Raw genomic sequence first — 20,799 nt, 5'->3', positions numbered from 1 at the left:
AGAATGTCAAAAGTGTTAGTTATCGGGCATAAAAACCCGGATACGGATTCGATTGCATCTGCTATTACGTATGCATATTTAAAACAGCAAATAGGAGTCGATGCAGAAGCAGTCCGTTTGGGAAATATTTCTAAAGAAACGGCGTATGCACTTGAAACTTTCGGTTTTGAAGCACCGCGCCTGATTGAAAAAGCTTCACCAGAAGTATCACAGGTGATCTTGGTTGATCATAATGAGAAGCAACAAAGTGTCGATGATTTGGACGAAGTACAGGTGTTGGAAGTTATTGACCATCACCGGATTGCGAACTTTCAAACGAATGATCCATTATATTACCGTGCAGAACCAGTTGGTTGTACGGCAACGATTCTGAATAAGTTATTTAAAGAACATGGAATCGAGATACCAAAGAATATTGCAGGTCTCATGCTATCTGCGATTGTATCGGATTCCTTGCTATTTAAATCACCGACCTTCACTGAGCAAGATCGAGTAGCAGCTGACGAATTGGCAGCTATTGCTGAAGTCGATGCCGCTGTATACGGTCTTGCTATGTTGAAAGCAGGGGCAGACTTGAGTGCCACTCCAGTACAAGAATTAGTCGGTCTTGATGCGAAAGAATTTATCTTTGGTGATATCAAAATGGAAATCGCACAAGTGAATGCGGTGGATCTGCAGGATATTTTGGGACGGCAAGCTGAACTGGAAGAGTTGCTTCTTCAAGTGATTGAACAGAAGAATCTTGACTTATTCTTATTTGTAGTAACAGACATTATTAATAGTGATTCTGTCATCATTGCATTAGGTAAGGAAGCGGAACGTGCAGGCTCTGCATTTAATGTATCGTTTGATAATAATTCCGCGTTGCTCAAAGGAATTGTGTCGCGCAAAAAGCAAATTGTGCCGGTCTTAACTGAAGCACTTTCATAATAAAAGGACTGTATAGAAAATCGTAAATCGGTTTCTATACAGTCTTTTTTTAGTTTAAATTAAGTGGCTCGGTAGCAGGGCCTTCAAGCACAGATCCATCTGCACGGAAACGGGAGCCGTGACAAGGACAATCCCATGTATTATCGCCTTTATTCCAACGAGTCCGGCACCCCATATGCGTGCAAATTGGTGAGTCGGTACGTGTAATATGACCTCCCGCAAATTCTTTTACTGTGCGACCTGTCAATAACAGTGCTCTGCTAAATAACGCGCCGAAATCTGTACGACCAGGGGAATACAGGTTGCTAGCTGGATTATGCCGTCCTACAATTGCATCTGAAATGATTTGTGCGCTGGCTAGGGAATTCGATAGCCCCCATTTCCGGTAGCCTGTACTAATGTAGACGTCAGGAGAAGCTGTTGAAATAGCTCCAGCATAGGGTACTAAGTCAGGTGTCGATGGATCTTGAGCTGACCATTTATAGACGACATCGGAATGCTGTAAGGTAGTCTTCAAATCGTCTGTGATGCGGTCATAATGGATCTGTGTGTCTTTATCTGCACCTGCGGGATGGGATTCTGCAGACAGTAATAAATACGATTGCCCATCAATGGTCGTCGTGCGTATGGAGCGCTTCGGATTGTCCACCGCGATATATTGATGATCAAAAGGAGTAGTTGTTTTTGCTGCTGCAATATAGGATCGTTCTACGTCTAATTTGAGAATTTGCATCCCTTCCAGTGCTTCGATTGGATAATGTGAGCAGATGATGAGCTGGCGGTAACGAATTTCCTTGGAAGACGACAGTTTGACGAAATGGCGATCTGTATCCAGTGCCGCGACTTGGGCAAGTTCAAATATCCGTGCACCTGCCTTCTGTGCGAGCTGCGCTAACTTTTGACCAAAACGAACAGGATGAATTTGCGATTCATTTTCTAATCGTAATGTCTTGGATGTTTCAAAAGGTAAATCAGCTGCCTTGCCTCCTAGTGTAAACGGTATGCCTATCGCTTCGTATGCTTTTTTCTCTCTTAGTAAGAGGTCAGTACCTTCTGCAGATTGAGAAAAAAGAACGGAATGAGCGTTCTGTATTTCATTGGCATCCGCGATGGAGCGTGCGAATTGGATGGCGTTTTCATTGGCGTTGAAATAAGTCTTTGCACTTTCTACATCAAATTGCTCAATCAAATCCGCATACACCAGATCATGTTGCGCTGTTAATTTACCAGTTGAGTTGCCTGTCGCTCCGTGTAAAATTGTATTCTTTTCTAATAAAATGACGTCTTTCCCTTGTTGCGCTAAGAAATAGGCATTTGCCAGGCCGCTAAGTCCTCCTCCAATGACTAAAACTTCACACGTAAGATCTCCATCTACTACGGGGTATGCTTCACGCGGATAAGCGGTTGCAAGCCATAATGATTCATTCATTTCTACACCTCATTCTTCAATTTCAATTGTTCCAAGCATTTATATTGTTGCCAAGTTTTCTTAATTCTAAAATAGAGATTAGAAAGGTGGCGGGATGAATGAAAATTGAAGTATGGTCCGATTATGTTTGTCCGTTTTGTTATATTGGAAAAAGACGCTTGGAGCAATCAGTAAAGCAAGCTGGCTTAGAGGGAAAAGTGGAGGTTCAGTATAAGGCCTATCAGCTGGATCCAAATACACCGGTTGCTTCTGATCTATCGTTATTGGAAGGATTAGCTGGAAAATTTAGTGTTAGTTTAGCAGAAGCTGAAAATATGATGAGAAATATTGAAGAGCAAGCAAAAACTGTGGGGCTTAATTTTCAAGTAAATAAAATGAAGACATCCAATACGATGGATGCTCATCGCTTAGCTAAATTTGCTCAACAATATGAAGTAGAGGCGCAAGTGACGGAACGTTTGCTACATGGCTACTTTGTGGAAGGTGAGCGCATCGATACAGAGCAAGTGCTTGTGGCGATTGCAGAAGAAGCAGGTCTGAATGCAGAGCAGACGAAAGCGATGCTTCATAGCGACGACTTTGTGAAGGACGTACAGGCGGATATTGAAGAAGCACGTAAGATTGGAGTGCAAGGAGTGCCTTTCTTTGTCATCAATCGGAAGTATGCAATTTCTGGAGCGCAGTCTACCGAAGCATTTGTAGAAGCACTCGAAAAGATTGCGGAAGAGGAAGGAATCAAACCAGCATTGCAGATGCTAGGTAAAGACTCTGGAAGTCAATGTGATGATGGTTCATGTGATTTGTAAATTTGTATGAGAAAACAGCAGTCGACATGTGATTTCCGCATTTTGACTGCTGTTATTTTATTGTACAGTACGATCCTCACTACTCTTGTTCACGATGATCGTCATCTTTATATCAATCGTATCTCCGACCATTACACCGCCAGCTTCAATCGCACGGTTCCAGGTCAATCCAAACTCTTTTCTCTTGATCGTCCCTTCCACCTCGTAGCGAGCTTCGGACGAACTAGTTTCTAAAGAAGTGATACAAAACAATATTTTCTTTGTTATCTGTTTAATAGTTAAATCTCCGGTCATTCTGTAAATGCCTTCTTTATCAAGATAGATCGATCTAGAGAAGAACGTCATATAAGGAAAAGTTTGCGCATCAAAAAAATCTTTTGAGCATAAATGCAGATCACGTTCCTTATTGTCCGTTTGAATTGAGCCAACATTGACCTGGAACTGAATGAAGCTTTTCGATAAGTCTGCAAGATTCCCTTCTATTTCACCAGAAAAGTCTTCGAACGTTCCTGTCACACTTGAGACCATCATATGAACTACTGAAAAACCAACTGTTGACTTGGCAGGATCTACTTTCCATTTATTCACTTTCACTCCTCCTTGTAGGACTTTAGTTATGTAAACTGTAATGGAAAATCTCGTAAATGTCAAAATGAAAAACCTTGTCAAAAAGTCCGAATGCAAGCATACTAATATAGTGATAAGAATGTTTCCGCCAATGGGAACAGGTAAAGTGAAAGGACTGGATGTAGATGTCAAAACATCGCTGGTTTCAAGAGCTTCAAATGAAAATACAGGACGGTTGGTTATTGCTCGATGAACCGCTGAACAAATATACGAAAACTCGTCTAGGTGGGAAAGCGGATGTCGTCGCAGCACCTGGAACTATAGAAGAAGTACAAACAGTTGTCACCTATGCTTATGAACAAAACATACCCATTTTATTACTTGGTAATGGTTCAAATATGGTTGTACGAGATGGTGGAGTTCGAGGTATTGTCCTCTATATGGCTAATCTCAATAAAATTCAAATTGATGGTACAACGATGATAGCAGAAGCTGGAGCCCATATCATCGATGCATCCAAGGAAGCAGCAAAGGCTTGTTTGACTGGTTTAGAGTTTGCATGTGGTATTCCAGGTTCGATCGGTGGAGCAATGGCTATGAACGCTGGCGCGTACGGCGGTGAAATTAAGGATATCATTACACAAGCCACGGTGATGGATCATACGGGGAAAGTTTTTGTTCTCTCCAAAGAAGAATTGGAACTTGGCTATCGAAAAAGTATCATTACAACGAAGGGCTACTACGTCTTGTCCGCAGAATTCCAATTAACGCCTGGAGTACAGTGTGATATTGATGCAACTGTAGCAGACTTAACTTTTCAGCGTGAATCCAAGCAACCGTTGGAATATCCTTCTGCAGGCAGTGTCTTCAAGCGGCCTCCAGGTTATTTTGCGGGGAAGCTGATTCAAGATAGCGGGCTGCAGGGCAAGGGATTCGGTGGAGCGGAAGTATCCACGAAACACGCTGGATTCATTGTCAACAAGAAGAACGCAACGGCCACTGATTATATCCAGACCATTCAAATGGTGAAAGAAGAAGTAAAGAAGAAGTTTGGAATTGACCTAGAAATGGAAGTCAAAATCGTCGGGGAAGAACTTTCCGAATGATACATGTAGCATCTCCATTACGTTTCAACGTGATGGAGGTGCTTTTGTTTATGAAATATGCTGTCTACACTATCCAACCAATTGGTACGTTCGGTCAGGTGATTTATTGTGCATTGCCAGTTTTTTACTCGCATTGAACTCGTTTCTATTCCAATTAAAAACAAGCGACGAACAACCAATTGGCTGTTGTCACTTGTTTCCATGTCTTTTCTTATTGAGATGCTTCTTCAATCATGAATTTTACACTGGATTTTATTTGGTTCCAGCACTTCATCATCCTCAATATGAACTTGGCAAATTCTATTGTTCTGAATGAATTTGAAAATACCATTATTGAAGTCAGTACCGATTTCCTTGAAGAAGATTCCTTCATATTGTGCGTGTTTGGATAGTGTGAAATTTATACGAAAGCTATCACCATCTGGGACTAGATAGGCCCGCACACCCTTTTCAAAAGACCCTTCCACTTCATGTTTAATGGCACGGTCTACGGAGACGACATGGAAATCAACGAATGAAATTTCTCGTAGCAAGACATTCATGAATGAACCTTTCGTGATTTCTTCCCAACGACTTTGTGCGGTTTGGCCAATGATGATTTGTGTAATGCCATAATGGTGGGCGACTTCTTTGATGACTTTTGCGGTAGGACGTTTTTCGTCGTCGCGGATAATGAATGCTTCTACGTCCAACTCTTCAGCAAGTTCTTTCCAGCGATCAATGTATTCCGATTTCTCTGCATCAAAGTCATCCAGTGGTGCCGAATCGACAGTCAAGATATACAGTGGACAATCCATGATCGCCGCAATTTTATATCCTCTTTTAATGAGACGTTCACCATTTGGACCGTAATACACACAAACGAGAATGCTCTCGTCCATACGGCTTTTCATTTTGCCCATAATGACTCTTCACCTCTTCGTATTCGATAAGTTTATTGATTTTTCATTGAATCCGTTTAACGTTGTGTATGGATTACGCCATATCACAATCTATCTACTAGCTAGTTTACAGGGGGTGGCCGCGTTTTCTATGCGGGATCGTGTAAAATAGTGTATAATTTTCAGTAGAGAATGAACCCTCTACTTAGAGTCCCATTATCCATAACGAATGCTGTTCAGTCAAGAGGGTTTAGATTGTTTGAAGCATTAACATAGTTTTTTATAGGAGGTGTAAGGTTGATTACCGTCTTGCTGGCAATTTTTATTCCATTTATCGCAGCATGTTTGGTTCCATTTATACATAAATTTTTAACCGGTCGGCGGATCGGTTGGTTTGTAATGGCTGTTCCTTTGTTCTTATTCATACTTCTCCTACGTTTAGTTCCTTCGTTATCAGATGGTTCCACTTATACTTATACTTTTCCATGGATTCCTTCAGCAGACGTCCATTTTTCGACGTATTTAGATGGATTGAGTATGATTTTCGCTCTGTTGATTACAGGGATCGGTAGTTTAGTCGTGCTCTACTCTATTTTTTACCTTTCCGAACGAGAAGCGATTGGTCGTTTCTATACATATTTGCTGCTGTTTATGGGCGCAATGCTCGGAGTTGTCTTGTCTGATAACTTAATCGTGCTATATGTGTTTTGGGAACTGACTAGCATTTCATCCTTCTTGCTTATCGCTTTCTGGTATCATCGCAAGCAATCGAGATATGGCGCAAAAAAGTCTATGTTGATTACCGTGACAGGCGGCATTTTCATGCTCGCTGGATTTTTGTTGCTTTACAGTATGACGGAAACTTTTAGTTTACGGGAATTGATTGGAATGCGAGAAGTGATAGCGGCAGATTCACTCTTCGTTCCTGCCATGCTACTTGTCTTAATTGGTGCGTTTACGAAGTCTGCGCAGTTTCCTTTTCATATTTGGTTGCCGGATGCGATGGAAGCACCGACGCCTGTCAGTGCGTACCTACATTCTGCCACAATGGTGAAAGCGGGGATCTATCTTGTTGCACGTTTTACGCCTGTATTTGCAGGCCATGCTACGTGGTTTTACATTGTGTCTTGTGTTGGTTTGTTAACCATGATATGGGGTTCTGTCAATGCGGTGAAGCAGACAGACTTGAAAGCGTTGCTGGCTTTTTCAACGGTGAGTCAGCTTGGCATGATTATGAGTTTGCTTGGTGTCGGATCGTTGGCGTTCGCTTCTTCAGAGAGTACACATGTTGCGCTGTTTACGGCAGCTACGTTTGCGGCGTTATTTCATTTAATCAATCATTCGACGTTTAAGGGTTCTTTGTTCATGGTAGTTGGGATTTTGGACCATGAGCTCGGTACGCGTAACATCAGAAGGTTGGGCGGTTTGGCGACGATCATGCCCATTACGTTCTCTATTGCATTGATCGGTAGTTTTTCAATGGCAGGATTACCTCCTTTTAACGGCTTCTTGAGTAAGGAACTTTTTTTTGAAGCGATGCTCTCCCTCAAGGAAGCCAACTTGCTGACAATGGACTCCCTTGCATTGCTGTTCCCACTTGTCGCTTGGATCGGAAGTGTTTTCACGTTCATTTATTGCATGATTATTGTGTTCCAGTCTTTCTTAGGCAAGACTCCGGAGCCTTTTCCTGGACAGCGCCCTGCACATGAAGCACCTATTCAGATGTTGGTTGCACCACTTGTATTAGCTAGTCTCGTTCTACTGATTTTCTTCTTTCCGAATACGCTTGGAACGTATATTTTGGGACCTGCTATGCTTGCAGTGTATCCACAATTTGAAAGCCTGAACGGATTGGTACCAGAGATTCATGCATGGCATGGTTGGAAAATGCCCATTTTTATGACTATTGGTGTGGTATTGCTCGGTGTGCTCCTCTATCGCTTTTTGCGATACTGGAAAGGTATTTACCAATTAGGTATTTTACAGTGGACGTTGGATCGTTTGTACAATACATTTTTATTGTGGATGGAAACAACGGCAACAAAGATCACGAAAACCTATATGACTGGTTCTGTGCGTGATTACGTGGCGTATATCATGCTATTCTTCATTGCATTTCTAGGTATCGGATTAGTAGGTATTCCCCAATTTGTGTTTGATTTTTCAAAGGATGCACCAATAGAAATCAATGAAGGCCTCATCGTTTTCGTGATGATGTGTTCGAGCATTGCGATTTTGTTTGCGCGCTCGCGGATTACGGCCATTATTTTAAATGGTGTACTCGGATATTCTATCGCGATTTTATTTGTTGTCTTTCGCGCGCCTGATCTAGCGTTGACGCAAATCATCGTAGAGACGGTTACCACTGTTTTGTTTTTGCTTTGCTTTTATTTTTTGCCAGAATGGCGGGTGGAACGAAAATCTATATCTATGAAATGGCGCAATGGGCTGATCGCAGCGGCTTCTGGCATCGTTGTTACAGTAGTGGCGTTATTAGTGCAAGGCCATTCGTTCTATCCTTCTATTTCAGTCTATTATGAATCAGCCTCGCGATTAGCGGGTGGACTGAATGTAGTTAACACCATCCTCGGTGATTTCCGAGCGTTTGATACGATGCTTGAAGTGTTGGTTCTGTTTATCGCAGGGCTTGGTGTGTTTTCATTAGTTAAGTTGCGACGCAAGAAGGGAGCGGATCATCCTGAAAAAAAATGATGTAATCTTGCAGACCGTGACGAAAATTGTGTTTTTTATCATTTTAACATTTGGAGTGGAATTGTTTTTGTCTGGCCATAACAATCCAGGTGGCGGTTTTATTGGTGGATTGGTGCTCTCCTCGGCGTTTGTGTTGCTGTATCTTGTCTATGATATCGAGACGGTTCATCGGGGAACACCGTTTGATTTTAAGCGTGTCGCTGCGTTAGGTGTTTTATTGGCGGTAGGCACGGGTGTATTGTCTTTAGTGTTTGGCGCTCCTTTTTTATCGCAGACGACAAAAGTTGTAGATTTACCGGTATTTGGAGAAACGGAACTTGGGACGATGACGATTTTTGAAGCAGGCGTTGCACTGACGGTACTTGGAGTGGTAGTAACGATTATTTTGGGAATCAGTGAGGATGTGGAGTAATGGAAACATTAATTACCCTTCTGGTTGGTGTATTGGTGGCGGTAGGTGTCTATTTGCTACTATCAAAGGAAATGTTGCGGATGATTTTAGGAACCGCAATTCTTTCTCATGCTATTCATTTGTTATTGCTGACGATGGGCGGTTTAAAAAAGGGAGATGTACCGCTACTTCAAGAATCGGCAGCGGAGTATACAGATGCTTTGCCACAAGCCTTGATATTGACTGCGATTGTCATTAGCTTCGCGGTTACAGCTTTTTTATTAGTGTTGTCCTATCGAGTCTATCAGGAGTCTGGTCGAGGACTTGAATTGCGAGGGCAGAAGGATGAATAATTTACTAGTAGTACCAATGATTTTGCCTATTTTGATGGGAGTTCTCCTTGTATTTCTTCGGCCATATATCCGGCTTCAACGGCTAGTAAGCGTCATTACCTTGGCATTGTCTGCTGGCGTGGCGGCATACTGCTTGGTACATATCCATCAAACTGGCATCATGAGATTAGATTTTGGGGATTGGCTGCCGCCACATGGCATTTTATTTGTAGGCGATTCGTTTGCTATGTTGCTCGTGCTGGCGGCTTGCGTGGTGTCTGGTATCATCCTGCTCTATGCGTTCGTGACAACAGGAGTAGAGACGGAGAAGATGTTTTTTTATCCATTCTTTCTTTTTTTAGTTGCAGGTGTCAATGGATCTTTTCTGACGGGTGATTTGTTTAATTTATTCGTCTGTTTTGAAGTGATGTTGCTTGCATCATATGTTCTCCTTACATTGGGTGGACGTAAGACGCAGTTGAAGGAAGGCATCACATATGTACTGATCAATGTGCTGGCCTCTTGGTTTTTCTTGCTAGGTGTAGCCTATTTGTATGGCGCGATCGGTACATTGAATATGGCACATATCGCGGTCCGTGTATCAGAAGTGGGTCAAGGACCGCTGCTTACTTTAATCAGTATCGTATTTTTATTGGTATTCAGCTTGAAAGCCGGATTGTTGTTGTATTTCTGGCTCCCGGGTTCGTATGCTGCACCTCCTACAGCAGTGGCGGCATTATTTGGCGCCTTGTTGACGAAGGTGGGTATTTATGCGCTATATCGGATGTTCACATTAATATTTGTGCATGATCCCCTGATTTTTCGAATGATCGGTGTATTAGCAATCGTGACGATGGTTGGAGGTTGTTTGGGTGCTATCGCGTATTCGGATATTCGTCAAATTGTTTCCTATAATGTCATCATTTCAGTTGGTTTTGTATTAGCAGGCCTTGCGATTTCGAACCAAACTGCTTTTCAAGGGGCTAGTTACTATTTGGTTCACGATATGGTCAGTAAAGCATTGTTATTTTTATTGGCAGGTACGGTGGTGTATTTGACAGGGCGCTCGAAGTTTACGGAGCTTAGTGGGCTGATCCGAAATTATCCGCTAGTTGGCTGGTTGTTTTTCCTGACAATGCTTGCCATTGCGGGGATTCCACCGTTAAGCGGTTTTATCGGCAAAGTGTATCTTGGCTTGGGTGCAATTGAGACGGGTTCGTATATGCTCTTAGCTGTAGCATTCTTATCCAGTATCGGTGTGCTGTATTCATTGCTTCGTATTTTCTTGAATAGTTTTTGGGGAGAAACGACAATTAGTGAAGATGATCAGGTTCCCTTTGAAAAGAGCCTTGGTTTGCCGCTCGTACTACTTGCTACATTAGTGGTCGGGATGGGGATTGGCGCAGAACTGCTGGCTCCTTATATTCAAGATGCAGCAAATACCTTATCCGATCCTGAACTATATATTCGAGCAGTTCTTGGTGACGATTTAGAGTAGAGAGGGGGATGTAGCATGCCATTACAGCTTCTACTGAACTTATTCATCGCGTTTTTATGGATGACCTTGATGGATGAAGACGAGTTGAAGTTCACTACATTTTTTATGGGTTTTTTAGTCGGGATAGGTATCATATTTTTTATGAACCGTTTTTTCGGCACGCATTTTTACTTGCGAAGAATTTACGCAGCTTGTAAGCTCTTGCTTATTTTTATTAGAGAATTGATTCAATCTAGCATCGTCGTCATTTCCCAGATTGTGCGACCGACATTACGCATCAAGCCAGGCATATTCAAGTATGAAACGATCTTAACGAGCGATGTGGAAGTGACGATGCTGTCCATGCTACTGACGCTAACGCCAGGTTCTGTGGTGATGGAAGTTTCTCCGGAAGGGAACGAGTTGTATATTCACGCAATGGACGTAGAAGAGTCTCGTGAAGGTCTCATTAAGCAATTGAAAAATTTCGAGAAGGCCATTATGGAGGTGACGCGATGATCGCAGGCATGCTGACTATATCGGTAATACTGTTCGCGTTGACCATTTTTGTGGCGGTTATTCGGATTATTTTAGGCCCTTCCTTGCCTGATCGTGTGGTGGCCCTTGATGTGATTGGTGTTAACTTGATTGCAACTATTGCGGTGGTGTCTGTCATGATGAATACGAAAGCCTTCTTAGAAGCCATTTTAATTCTAGGTATCCTTTCATTCATTGGCACAATAGCATTTTCGAAATTTATCGAGAGGGGGAAAATCGTTGAGCGGAAGCGAGATGGGTGAGTTTGCGGGTGCTTTGTTGATTTTGACGGGTGGTATTGCCAGTATTCTTAGTGTGTTCGGGCTGATCCGGCTGCCGGATGTCTATACGAGATCGCATGCTGCGACAAAAAGCTCGACGTTGGCAGTTCTATTGACGTTGTTAGGCGCATTTGTCTATTTTCTTTTCTCAGAAAACTTCATTAGTGTGCGATTGTTGCTTGGAATTGGATTTGTCTTTCTGACTGCACCGGTTGCTGGGCATGTAATCATTCGGGCGGCTTATCGTTCGAAAGTCAAGCTAGCGGATATCTCAACAGAAGATGAGCTTTTCGAAAAAATTCATGGAGAAAAAATGGAGAATTCCGGTTGATCGAATTTATTCAAACAGCTATTTGAGTAATTTGATTTTTCTTACAGTACTCTATATAATGACCGTAATCTTAAGTCTATTGAATGAGGTGGCAATGTGGCAAATCTAGATTCATGTGATGTGACGATCGTACACGAAGATGTAGTTCGAAAAATTAAAAATGAACTTCCTGATGTGGGGGAGATGGTGCAAATATTTAAAGCACTAGCTGATGAAACACGTCTGAGAATTGCCTATTCCCTAACAATGGAATCTGAAATGTGCGTTTGTGATGTAGCGGCGGTAATTCAATCCTCATCGGCTACGGCTTCTCATCACTTACGCTATTTGCGCGAACATTCATTGGCGAAATCAGAAAGACGGGGAAAAATGGTATACTATTCTTTGGCAGACAAGCATGTAGCTGATTTGGTGAAAATTGCGCATGAGCATGCAATGGAAGCAGAAAAAACCACGTAATCGAACCAGTCAGTGAAGCGCTTGCTATAGAGAAGGCAAGATGGAGGAATTTTGATGCGCTTACAAGAGTGGACAATAGAGGAACAAGATTTATTAATTCATTTTATGACAACGAATTCCTGGCCATATCATGACATTAGTCAGCCTGGCCGTGAATTATTAGAAAAGTCTATTGAAGAAGGCGGCTATGCATCCGATGATGTAAAGACGTTTTGGATTGAGAATAACGAAAATGAAAAAGTGGGAATCGTCAAAGTGTATGATCTTCAAGAGGATATCCCACTTTTTGATCTACGGATTGCAGACCGTTACAGAGGATATGGATATGGCTCTCGTGCATTAAAGAAGCTGACGCAGTATGTGTTCGAACTACCGGAACAGAAAATCCGAATAGAAGGGCATACCCGCCATGATAATGCAGCGATGCGTACGGCCTTTGAACGTGCAGGCTTTGTTAAGGAAGCTCATTTGCGACAGGCTTGGTTTTTTCCGAAAGAAAATACGTACTATGACGCGGTTACGTATGGGATGACTCGGGAAGATTATCTGGCAGGTACAACAACGCCTGTACGTTGGGAAGATCGGGAAATGTACGAAAAAAGTATCCCTGATTTTAAAGAACACTTTGAAACGGAACGCTTAGTCTTACGTGCACCAGAGTTGAACGACGCGATGGATGTATGGGGTGCAATTTCTCGTTCGATGCCGTCTCTGCGACGTTGGTCAAAATGGGCACAAAACGATGTGACAATTGAGACGACTGAGGATCATGTCCGTCAAGCAGTTGCCGAATTTATCAGTCGAAAGAACTTAACTTTTCATTTGTTTTTGAAAGAATCAGGTGAATTTATCGGTTCTGCCAGATTACATCATATTGATTGGCGAATTCGCAAGTTTGAAGTGGACTATTGGCTAGATATGAAGTTTGAAGGACAAGGCTATATGACAGAGGCGATTAGAGGGCTTGTAAGTTTTGCTTTTGAAGATTTGCAAGCTCAGCGGGTGGAATTTCATTGTGATGAAAACCATTGTAAAGGTCGCGCTGTGGCGAAACGAGCAGATTTTCAGCTAGAAGGAGTTCTACGAAAAAATGCTTCCTCTGCTAACGGGAAAGACTTGCGAAATACATGTCTGTACGCAAGAATTACCTGAATGCAGAAGAAGCATAGATTGGATTTTCACTATATTGATCGTCTACCGGTAAGTAACTGTAGGATGAAGATAATACCTGCTACTACTAGAAGAATGTGAATAAATCCGCCACCGATCTTCATAACTAGGCCAACTAGCCATAACGCAATAAGGACTACAATGATGAGCCATAATAAACGAGCCATGTTGGATCACTCCTTTTCTTTGTTGTGTAGGTTGTTTACCCATCCAATTAAATCTTAAACTTCTATGACAAATTCTTAGAATGATTGCAGTCAAATTAGGAGGCGATGTCATGGCTACACCAAGTATGGAAGACTATATCGAACAAATTTATTTACAATTGGAAGCAAGAGGAGAAGCGCGTGTGTCAGATGTGGCAGAGGCGCTTTCTGTGCTTCCATCGTCAGTGACTAAAATGGCGCAACGCCTTGATAAAGAAGGTTATGTGCATTATGAACGTTACCGAGGGCTCGTATTGACCGATCGAGGGTTACGTTTTGGGAAAAAGCTAGTACACCGTCATGAATTATTAGAACAATTCCTGCGTATCATTGGGGTGGAAGAAGAAAACATTTATGGAGATGTGGAAGGAATTGAACATCACCTTAGCTGGAATGCGATGGATCGTATCACGGACTTAGTGGAAACATTAGAGGAAGATCCCGAGTTCATAAAGAAGTTAAAAAGTAGAGCACTCTAGAAAGGAATATAATTTATGACACAATTACAATCAGGCAAGCTCGCTAAACTCAAAATTCTTCGACAAGAAGGCTCGCGATGGGTGCTGGATGCAGACGGAGAAGAGATTTATTTGAATGTCTCTGAAGCGCCAGATTTAGAAGAACACGCGACTGTAGAGGTTTTTCTCTATATTAATAGAAGAGGCGAATTAGCGGCGACTGCACAGCTCCCGACTGTCACTATAGATACATTTGGATGGGCAAAAGTGATTCGTCTAGAGAGGGAAGAAGGCGCATATGTCGATATCGGCTCGTCTTTTGAAGTGTTGGTCAATCGCGCGGATTTTCCGCAATTAAAGAAGCTGTGGCCACAACCGGGTGATGAATTGTACATGACATTGCGTACGGATCCAGGTGGGAATTTATTCGGACGTTTGGTCACTGAAGAGCGAGTACAGGAGCACTACTCGATCGCTGAAGAAGAGATGAACAATCAGAACTTAAAAGCGAGAGCTTATCGTCTATTACCTGTAGGTTCGTTTTTCTTAACGGAAGATTTATATCGAATTTTTGTCCATGAGACCGAACGACTGCAGGAACCGAGATTAGGGGAAGAAGTAGAGCTTCGGATTATCGGTGTACGTGATGATGGCACGCTCAATGGATCGTTGTTGCCTAGAAAACAAGATCGTCTGCAGACGGATGGTGGACAAATTTTATCGTACTTGGAAGAGGCTGGCGGGAAGATGCCGTTTACCGATCAATCGTCTCCTGATGAGATTAACGAGATGTTCCAAATGAGTAAAGGTGCCTTCAAACGTGCCCTGGGGAAGTTGATGAAAGAAGGAAGAATCGTACAGCAGGACGGTTGGACCACTCTCAAATCGTAAATCTAACGCAACTTTTTGATTTGCCTCATCGTATCTATTGTATAGAACAAGGAGGGGAAACCGAATGAGAAAGGGTTTTTCATTTATATTGGCCGTCATTTTGATGATCGGCATCATGACACCTTCAGCTGTTTTGGCAGACGAAGTGATCAATGAAAAGTTAGGTGTGCCGATTGTCGTATATGGTGCGAATCTATCGGAAGCTGAAAAAGAAAGCGTCAAAAAGGATTTGAAAGTGGCAGAAGAAGCCGAAGTGGAAGAGCTGTCTGTAGACGGTAGCGATTTGATAAAATACATTTCAGGTGGCGACCGTAACGCGCGCATGTATTCTTCTGCGAAAATTACTAGGCAGGAAGAAGGCGAAGGACTTGTCATTAATATCGTCACTCCTGACAATATTACACAAGTAACTGCTGATATGTATGCGACCGCCATGCTGACAGCGGGCATTGAGGATGCAGTCGTTGAAGTAGCAGCTCCGAAAAAGGTAACTGGTCATTCTGCGTTAGTAGGTATTTATAAGGCGTATGAAGTATCGGGAGAAGTACTCGATACGGAGCGGACCGATACAGCAAATGATGAATTGAGTCTTGCGACGAAGCTATCTGAAAAAGCGGGCGTTGACAAAGACGAAGTAGCTCAATTATTGACTGATATTAAGAAGCAAATTGCTGAGCAAAAGCCTGCAACGAAAGAAGAAGTTGAACAAATTGTCAATGATCAACTGAAGAAGTTAAATATCCAATTGAGCGATGCAGATCGTCAATTATTGATTGACTTGATGGATCGGATATCGAAGTTGGATATTGATTTCACGAAGCTAAATGAGCAGTTAACTGACATGGCTTCCAAGATTAAAGATAAGTTGGGTGACATCGACCCAAGTTTTTGGGAAAAGGTAAAAGAGTTTTTTAGGAATATGGCAGATTCCCTTAAATCGTTGTTTAGTTAAGATCCAATCGTGGTAGGGTAAAGAGTAGGAGATGAAATGAAAAAGGAGAGATTCGAATGAATGAAAATAAAGACATGGAGTTGCCGGAAGAATTAGATTTTGAACTTGCCGACTTAGGTGGACATAAATACGCTTACCAGCATAAAAACCAAGGTCATGTGATTGCGGAAATTGAATGGTCGGAAGATAATGGGATCATGATGATGACACACACATACGTGGATGATTCTTTAAGAGGCCAGGGAGTCGCAAAAAAACTACTCGACCAAGCAGCAGAAAATGCGCGGGAAAAAGGATTAAAGATGAAAGCAATCTGTTCTTATGTAGTGAATGCATTTGACCGAAGTGATGAGTACAACGATGTAAAGGCATAAGTCTAACCGACTGTTTTGCTATACAGTGAAGTAACCACATCGCTTTTTTTGAAACTTTTTCACTTCTCTGGCGTATAACTGAAAGGGAAGTAAACTTGAAGAAGAGGATGATGTGGAAATGATCAATCGGACAGCAGAAAGAGTACTTTCTATAATAGCAGCTGTTTTCACAACTATTGGTTTGATAGGAACTGTGTTGATCGGTTTTTTCGTAAATGCAGCAATTTCTGATCCTGAAATAAAAGAAGAAATGCGTTTAGGAATGGCAAGTGATGGCACGCTCACGCCTTCCGAAGTGGAAATGTTTATGAGTTTCTTTGAATCGATTTCTGTATTGATATGGATTGGAGTTATCGCGGCATTTGTTAGTCTCGTGTTGAATATTATAGGAACTGTGAAGATCTGGAATAGCTCCAACCCAAAGGCAGCTGGAACTTTATTTATCATAGCGGGTTTATTTGGGGGCATCATTTCATTGCCGTCGATCCTGTTATACATTGCAGGAATCATTTGTTTTACCAAGAAGCAACCAATGGAACCCCAACCTTCGATAGATGAAATGTCTGCTACTCAAACAAATTGGATAAACTGAAAATAATACATGTAAAAACCCTTTTCTCCTTAGGAGAAAAGGGTTTTTACATGTATACCGGCTGCTTGACCGGCAGAGAATAATGAATAGTTTCAACAGGAAGACCTTCAAATAATTCTTGGAAGGACTCTACCAGAAGGAATCCTTGATCTACGTAGAAGTTACCAAGTTCATCTGCACGGTTATCCAAATATACATCGATTTGCTGTGCATCACGTAGCTTGTCCAAAGCTGCTGAAAGTAACATTTCTTCATAACCTGACTGCTGATGTGATGGAAGAACATGAAGAGCAGTCACTTCACACTCACCGTCTTCGTCGATGGGTGTATGACTTAAATAACCAACAGGAAGCATTTGCGGATCCATGGCAATTAAGATTGTAGTTTTTTCTAGTTGTTTTCGTAACATCAAATCCGAATAAGAGCGATCAATAAATGCCTCGAGCACCTCTGTCGGGATATAGTCTTGAAACGTATGACAACAGGAAGTGAGGGCTATATATTGAACATCTCGAATATCATCTAACGTCATTTGCCGAATCATGATGGTATCACTCCCAACTCTCTTTCTATGTAGTATATCAAATTTACTGTCTCAAAACTACGATGTCATGAAAATGAAATATACTATTCTGGCAATTTACTTGGCGTACAAATGTTTTGTTTTTGTGTTGAATAGTGTAGGGGGAGTGGTCCTTGTATCGCTACGGCGCTGGGGGATTGCCTTACGCCAAGAGCCAATTAGCAAAGGGCGCCAAGTTGTCTCTTGGCAACGGCTGACCCCGCAGTTGCGCCTACGCTGGTGACTGGTTTTTGTATGTGAAGTCAATTCATTTTGAGATTTGTTTAGTTGAATTTAATACCTCCTTCTTGTGTAGGGTGAGTGGTCCTGTAACCGCTACGGCGCTGGGGGATTGCCTTACGCCAAGAGCCAACAAGCAAAGGGCGCTCGTTGTCACTTGGCAACGGCTGACCCCGCAGTTGCGCCTACGCTAGTGACTGGTATTTGTATGTGAAGTCAATTCATTTTGAGATTTACTTAGTTGAAGTTAACACCTCCTTCTTGTATAGGGTGAGTGGTCCTAGTACCGCTACGGCGCTGGGGGATTGCCTTTCGCCAAGAAGCCAATTAGCAAATGGCGCTAGTTGTCTCTTGGCAACGGCTGACCCCGCAGTTGCGCCCACGCTAGATAGTGAGAGCTGTTGAATTACAGCTTCTGTTCGTAGGTTGCAATCATAAAAAGAAGAGTGTGGTGAGTGAACCTGGTATCTTTTCATTCGTAGTATAAATCCCCGCGCTAAGTAACTAACTTATTGCAAGACGTTTGAAAATATAGTGGTCGGGTATATTAGCATTAAGTAGAAAACCACTACAATCAATTATGATGGAGGATGGTATACATGGCAGGTAAATCGAAAAATGGCTTATTGATGGCTACCTTAGCAGCAGGAGCGTATGCATATTTCAGTAAAAAAGAAAATCGCGACAAAGCAATGGAAACAGTCGGTACATTAAAGGAAAAGCTTGATTCTTTTATGAACAATAACAAGTTAGTTGATCAGAGCACAGAAAAAGTTGGACATTCGGACCCGGAAGACTTTGGAGACAATAATATGGTTTCGGAAGGTGCCCAAACGAGTGTTCATTATTACAATCAAGAAGTACAAGATCCTGATAAGAAGTCATCAGAAAAAGATGGCCTCTACAAGAAAAATAAAGACATCTCAGACAATAAGCCTCTCTACAACAAAGCGGAGTCCACCAAACAAGCGGAAAAAGATAACAAAACAAATTAAGCATATTCATACTAAAAGCGTCTCTTTTAAAGAGGCGCTTTGATCTATATATATCAGTAAATCTAGAAACTATAGATAAATTTGGTGATTCAGGTAAAATGATTTACATATAATAGTTCGTCATGAACAAGCTGATATATAGAATGAGTGAGGTGATACTCATGACCAGCGAAAAATTAGATGCCTCTAACCTCGAACTGATTAATACTGTTGAAAAGAAAGTCAATGTACAAGAGGCAGATGTTTTCTTCCGGTTAGAAGCTGAATTGCTACAACAGATTTTTAGTCTGGAAAGAGACAAAGCGCGCCATACGTTTAAAGAAATTCAGGATATATTATCGATCCATACACCTGAAATTTCATTTAAAATTATTCGCAATTATTTTATCGTTCTTTCGTCAATTGTAACCCGACAGTTGCAAGAAGCGTCTATTTTAAATGAAAAAAAAGCTTTTATTTTCAGTGCTACCTGCATGGAATTGATCGACGCCAATTTGACAATGAAAAATGTGAGTGAAATTGGTGATGAGCTTATTGAATTCTACCTTTACATCTTGAAAGAGAAAGAGAAGCCTACATTTGCACACGAAACAGTAAATCAGGTGATTGAGTACATAGATCAGAATGTGGAAAAGCAATTGATTGTTGAAGAGATCGCCCAACGGTTCAATGTGAGCACCAGTCATCTTTCTCGGATATTCCGTGAACATACCACGGTTACGTTAGTGGAGTTTATTACGATCCGGAAGATAGAGGAAGTTCAATATTATTTGCGTTTTACTGACCAGAAAATAGCAGAAATAGCAGAAAGATTTCACTTCTGCAATCAAAGTTACTTTACTCGTGTTTTCAAAAAGTATACTGGACTGACGCCTAGACGTTTCCGCAAAGACTTAGACGGGAATTACTTTCAATTTACGATGAAAAAAGATGATTCGCTGTAAATCTTACGCTGTTTGCTGTATACTTTTCTATAGTTTGAGATAGCGTAGGTGAAATCATTGAAAAAGAGAATTAGTCTAGTAAGTTTATTGGCTATTACCGCTGTGTTTTTAAGCGGTTGTTCAGGAGTGGAAAATAAAACCGGCTTCTTTTACAGTTCGTTTGTTAAGCCGATGGAGTGGCTTCTTCATTATCTTGGGGAGACGTTTGGCGGTAACTATGGATTTGCGATCATCCTCATCACAGTAGCAATCCGTTTGATTTTAATGCCATTAATGTTGAAAAACTATAAAGCTCAACAAGAGATGAAACTTAAAATGGATGCACTGCGACCTGAAATGGAAGATATCCAAAAACGGTTGAAAGAAGCAAAAGAGAAAGATGAAAAAGAAGAGCAAATGAAATTACAGCAGGAAATGATGGGACTTTACTCTAAGCATGGTGTCAATCCATTAAATATGGGCTGTCTACCGCTAGTTATTCAAATGCCAATCATCATGGGGCTTTACTTTGCGATTCTTTATGCTCCGCCTGAAGTGAAAAATCATGAATTTTTGTGGTTTAAATTAGGAGAGCCAGATATTATTATGATGCTAGTTGCTGGCGCTGTGTATTTTGTTCAAGCACGTGTATCGTTATGGACGATGCCAGAGCAACAACAGCAACAGATGAAGTTGTTTATTTACATGTCACCTATTATGATTATGTTCATTTCCTATACCGTTATGGCGGCACTTCCGTTATATTGGGCCGTTGGCGGATTGCTTCTAATTTTCCAGACGTATCTTGGACGTAAGTTTTATTATAAGCATGTGGATAGCCCAGTGGTTGAAAAAAAATAAGGTTTACGAAGAGCTGGTACATGCCAGCTTTTTTTGTTGCCGTAAGCAGAAAGGGAGAGTTGGATGAAGGCAAAATGGGTCATGGGGTTGGCAATTGCTGTTTCAGCCGCCGTATCTTTGTATTTTATTGTCCAATTGAACTTAGAGTTCGCTATCTTGTCTATGCTGGTAATGTTTACGTTAACTAATGCCTCACGCGCGGTGATGTATAAAAATCAAGGTCTAGCGCGTGAGTCCAAATGGATGTTGTGGATGTCGATGTTTTTTGCAGTAGCTTCATTGGGGATGTTGGTCTATATTTTACTATTCTAATTGGGTTTTTCTAAATTCAAATAA

At 41.7% G+C, this 20,799-nt stretch carries 26 protein-coding genes; 21 read left to right on the top strand and 5 right to left on the bottom strand.

Translation table 11 applies throughout. The annotated features are described in order from the left end of the window. The first annotated feature begins 3 nt into the window (after window positions 1-3). A complete protein-coding gene (locus GD002_RS10470) occupies window positions 4-930 on the top strand; it encodes a manganese-dependent inorganic pyrophosphatase (protein WP_153732309.1) in 927 nt (308 codons plus the stop codon). A 49-nt stretch (window positions 931-979) separates the two neighbouring features. On the opposite strand, the gene GD002_RS10465 is transcribed toward GD002_RS10470, so the two are convergent. Continuing rightward, on the bottom strand, window positions 980-2,359 hold the full coding sequence (locus GD002_RS10465; protein ID WP_153732308.1) for an FAD-dependent oxidoreductase: 1,380 nt from the start codon (window positions 2,357-2,359) through the stop codon (window positions 980-982). A 98-nt stretch (window positions 2,360-2,457) separates the two neighbouring features. Here GD002_RS10465 and GD002_RS10460 point away from each other — a divergent pair, with 98 nt between their 5' ends. Next, window positions 2,458-3,165 (top strand): DsbA family oxidoreductase, encoded by a 708-nt coding sequence (locus tag GD002_RS10460; protein ID WP_153732307.1) that lies wholly within the window; start codon window positions 2,458-2,460, stop codon window positions 3,163-3,165. Window positions 3,166-3,222: 57 nt separating this feature from the next. Here GD002_RS10460 and GD002_RS17790 read toward each other — a convergent pair whose 3' ends face one another. Next, entirely contained in the window at window positions 3,223-3,753 is a 531-nt protein-coding gene (locus GD002_RS17790; RefSeq protein ID WP_194841557.1) for a YceI family protein, read from the bottom strand. Window positions 3,754-3,917: 164 nt separating this feature from the next. Here GD002_RS17790 and murB point away from each other — a divergent pair, with 164 nt between their 5' ends. Next, a complete protein-coding gene (gene murB, locus GD002_RS10450; protein WP_153732305.1) occupies window positions 3,918-4,838 on the top strand; it encodes a UDP-N-acetylmuramate dehydrogenase in 921 nt (306 codons plus the stop codon). A 227-nt stretch (window positions 4,839-5,065) separates the two neighbouring features. On the opposite strand, the gene GD002_RS10445 is transcribed toward murB, so the two are convergent. Then, window positions 5,066-5,740, bottom strand: coding sequence for an adenine nucleotide alpha hydrolase family protein (locus GD002_RS10445; protein WP_153732304.1), 675 nt, complete (start codon window positions 5,738-5,740; stop codon window positions 5,066-5,068). A gap of 276 nt (window positions 5,741-6,016) precedes the next feature. On the opposite strand from GD002_RS10445, the gene GD002_RS10440 reads away from it, so the two are divergent. The 9 genes from GD002_RS10440 (at window position 6,017) to GD002_RS10400 (ending at window position 13,391) form a co-directional block, all read left to right on the top strand. Continuing rightward, entirely contained in the window at window positions 6,017-8,431 is a 2,415-nt protein-coding gene (locus GD002_RS10440) for a Na+/H+ antiporter subunit A (RefSeq protein WP_194841556.1), read from the top strand. Continuing rightward, entirely contained in the window at window positions 8,418-8,843 is a 426-nt protein-coding gene (locus tag GD002_RS10435; RefSeq protein ID WP_153732303.1) for a Na(+)/H(+) antiporter subunit B, read from the top strand. The genes GD002_RS10440 and GD002_RS10435 overlap by 14 nt, the downstream gene beginning before the upstream one ends. Beyond that, window positions 8,843-9,175: a Na(+)/H(+) antiporter subunit C gene (locus GD002_RS10430; RefSeq protein ID WP_153732302.1), complete on the top strand. Its 333-nt coding sequence runs from the start codon at window positions 8,843-8,845 to the stop codon at window positions 9,173-9,175. Before GD002_RS10435 ends, GD002_RS10430 begins: the two co-directional genes overlap by 1 nt. Continuing rightward, the gene (locus tag GD002_RS10425) at window positions 9,168-10,652 is read left to right on the top strand and encodes a Na+/H+ antiporter subunit D (RefSeq protein ID WP_153732301.1); all 1,485 of its coding nucleotides are present in this window, start codon (window positions 9,168-9,170) and stop codon (window positions 10,650-10,652) included. The genes GD002_RS10430 and GD002_RS10425 overlap by 8 nt, the downstream gene beginning before the upstream one ends. Before the next feature lie 15 nt (window positions 10,653-10,667). Next, window positions 10,668-11,150 (top strand): Na+/H+ antiporter subunit E, encoded by a 483-nt coding sequence (locus GD002_RS10420; RefSeq protein WP_153732300.1) that lies wholly within the window; start codon window positions 10,668-10,670, stop codon window positions 11,148-11,150. Beyond that, window positions 11,147-11,431 carry a Na(+)/H(+) antiporter subunit F1 gene (locus tag GD002_RS10415; RefSeq protein ID WP_153732299.1) on the top strand — a complete coding sequence of 95 codons (285 nt, stop codon included), beginning with the start codon at window positions 11,147-11,149 and terminating at the stop codon, window positions 11,429-11,431. The genes GD002_RS10420 and GD002_RS10415 overlap by 4 nt, the downstream gene beginning before the upstream one ends. Further along, a complete protein-coding gene (locus GD002_RS10410) occupies window positions 11,409-11,780 on the top strand; it encodes a Na+/H+ antiporter subunit G (protein ID WP_153732298.1) in 372 nt (123 codons plus the stop codon). The genes GD002_RS10415 and GD002_RS10410 overlap by 23 nt, the downstream gene beginning before the upstream one ends. A gap of 96 nt (window positions 11,781-11,876) precedes the next feature. Next, window positions 11,877-12,239, top strand: coding sequence for an ArsR/SmtB family transcription factor (locus tag GD002_RS10405; RefSeq protein ID WP_228548351.1), 363 nt, complete (start codon window positions 11,877-11,879; stop codon window positions 12,237-12,239). A gap of 54 nt (window positions 12,240-12,293) precedes the next feature. Further along, window positions 12,294-13,391: a GNAT family N-acetyltransferase gene (locus tag GD002_RS10400; RefSeq protein WP_153732297.1), complete on the top strand. Its 1,098-nt coding sequence runs from the start codon at window positions 12,294-12,296 to the stop codon at window positions 13,389-13,391. A gap of 29 nt (window positions 13,392-13,420) precedes the next feature. Here GD002_RS10400 and GD002_RS10395 read toward each other — a convergent pair whose 3' ends face one another. Further along, window positions 13,421-13,576, bottom strand: coding sequence for a lmo0937 family membrane protein (locus tag GD002_RS10395; RefSeq protein ID WP_153732296.1), 156 nt, complete (start codon window positions 13,574-13,576; stop codon window positions 13,421-13,423). Window positions 13,577-13,686: 110 nt separating this feature from the next. Here GD002_RS10395 and mntR point away from each other — a divergent pair, with 110 nt between their 5' ends. From mntR to GD002_RS10370, 5 genes are all read left to right on the top strand, one after another. Then, on the top strand, window positions 13,687-14,094 hold the full coding sequence (mntR, locus tag GD002_RS10390; protein WP_153732295.1) for a transcriptional regulator MntR: 408 nt from the start codon (window positions 13,687-13,689) through the stop codon (window positions 14,092-14,094). Between the two features lie 15 nt (window positions 14,095-14,109). Continuing rightward, window positions 14,110-14,964 carry a CvfB family protein gene (locus GD002_RS10385; protein ID WP_153732294.1) on the top strand — a complete coding sequence of 285 codons (855 nt, stop codon included), beginning with the start codon at window positions 14,110-14,112 and terminating at the stop codon, window positions 14,962-14,964. A gap of 64 nt (window positions 14,965-15,028) precedes the next feature. Beyond that, complete coding sequence (locus GD002_RS10380) at window positions 15,029-15,916, top strand: DUF1002 domain-containing protein (protein WP_153732293.1); 888 nt, start codon at window positions 15,029-15,031, stop codon at window positions 15,914-15,916. A 56-nt stretch (window positions 15,917-15,972) separates the two neighbouring features. Continuing rightward, entirely contained in the window at window positions 15,973-16,290 is a 318-nt protein-coding gene (locus tag GD002_RS10375) for a GNAT family N-acetyltransferase (protein WP_153732292.1), read from the top strand. 118 nt (window positions 16,291-16,408) lie between these two features. Continuing rightward, window positions 16,409-16,882, top strand: a complete 474-nt coding sequence (locus GD002_RS10370; RefSeq protein WP_153732291.1) for a DUF4064 domain-containing protein — start codon at window positions 16,409-16,411, stop codon at window positions 16,880-16,882. A 46-nt stretch (window positions 16,883-16,928) separates the two neighbouring features. Here GD002_RS10370 and GD002_RS10365 read toward each other — a convergent pair whose 3' ends face one another. Then, complete coding sequence (locus GD002_RS10365; RefSeq protein WP_153732290.1) at window positions 16,929-17,426, bottom strand: GNAT family N-acetyltransferase; 498 nt, start codon at window positions 17,424-17,426, stop codon at window positions 16,929-16,931. A gap of 857 nt (window positions 17,427-18,283) precedes the next feature. On the opposite strand from GD002_RS10365, the gene GD002_RS10360 reads away from it, so the two are divergent. The 4 genes from GD002_RS10360 (at window position 18,284) to GD002_RS10345 (ending at window position 20,775) form a co-directional block, all read left to right on the top strand. After that, complete coding sequence (locus GD002_RS10360; protein WP_228548350.1) at window positions 18,284-18,679, top strand: hypothetical protein; 396 nt, start codon at window positions 18,284-18,286, stop codon at window positions 18,677-18,679. Between the two features lie 161 nt (window positions 18,680-18,840). Beyond that, window positions 18,841-19,623, top strand: a complete 783-nt coding sequence (locus GD002_RS10355) for a helix-turn-helix domain-containing protein (RefSeq protein ID WP_194841555.1) — start codon at window positions 18,841-18,843, stop codon at window positions 19,621-19,623. A 57-nt stretch (window positions 19,624-19,680) separates the two neighbouring features. Further along, the gene (gene yidC / locus GD002_RS10350; RefSeq protein ID WP_153732287.1) at window positions 19,681-20,463 is read left to right on the top strand and encodes a membrane protein insertase YidC; all 783 of its coding nucleotides are present in this window, start codon (window positions 19,681-19,683) and stop codon (window positions 20,461-20,463) included. A 63-nt stretch (window positions 20,464-20,526) separates the two neighbouring features. Continuing rightward, window positions 20,527-20,775, top strand: a complete 249-nt coding sequence (locus GD002_RS10345) for a hypothetical protein (protein ID WP_153732286.1) — start codon at window positions 20,527-20,529, stop codon at window positions 20,773-20,775. The last annotated feature ends 24 nt before the right edge of the window (window positions 20,776-20,799 follow it).

It is taken from the genome of Sporosarcina obsidiansis (assembly GCF_009651005.1).
GTDB classification, from domain to species: domain Bacteria; phylum Bacillota; class Bacilli; order Bacillales_A; family Planococcaceae; genus Sporosarcina; species Sporosarcina obsidiansis.
This window is presented reverse-complemented; position numbering and strand designations above follow the sequence as displayed.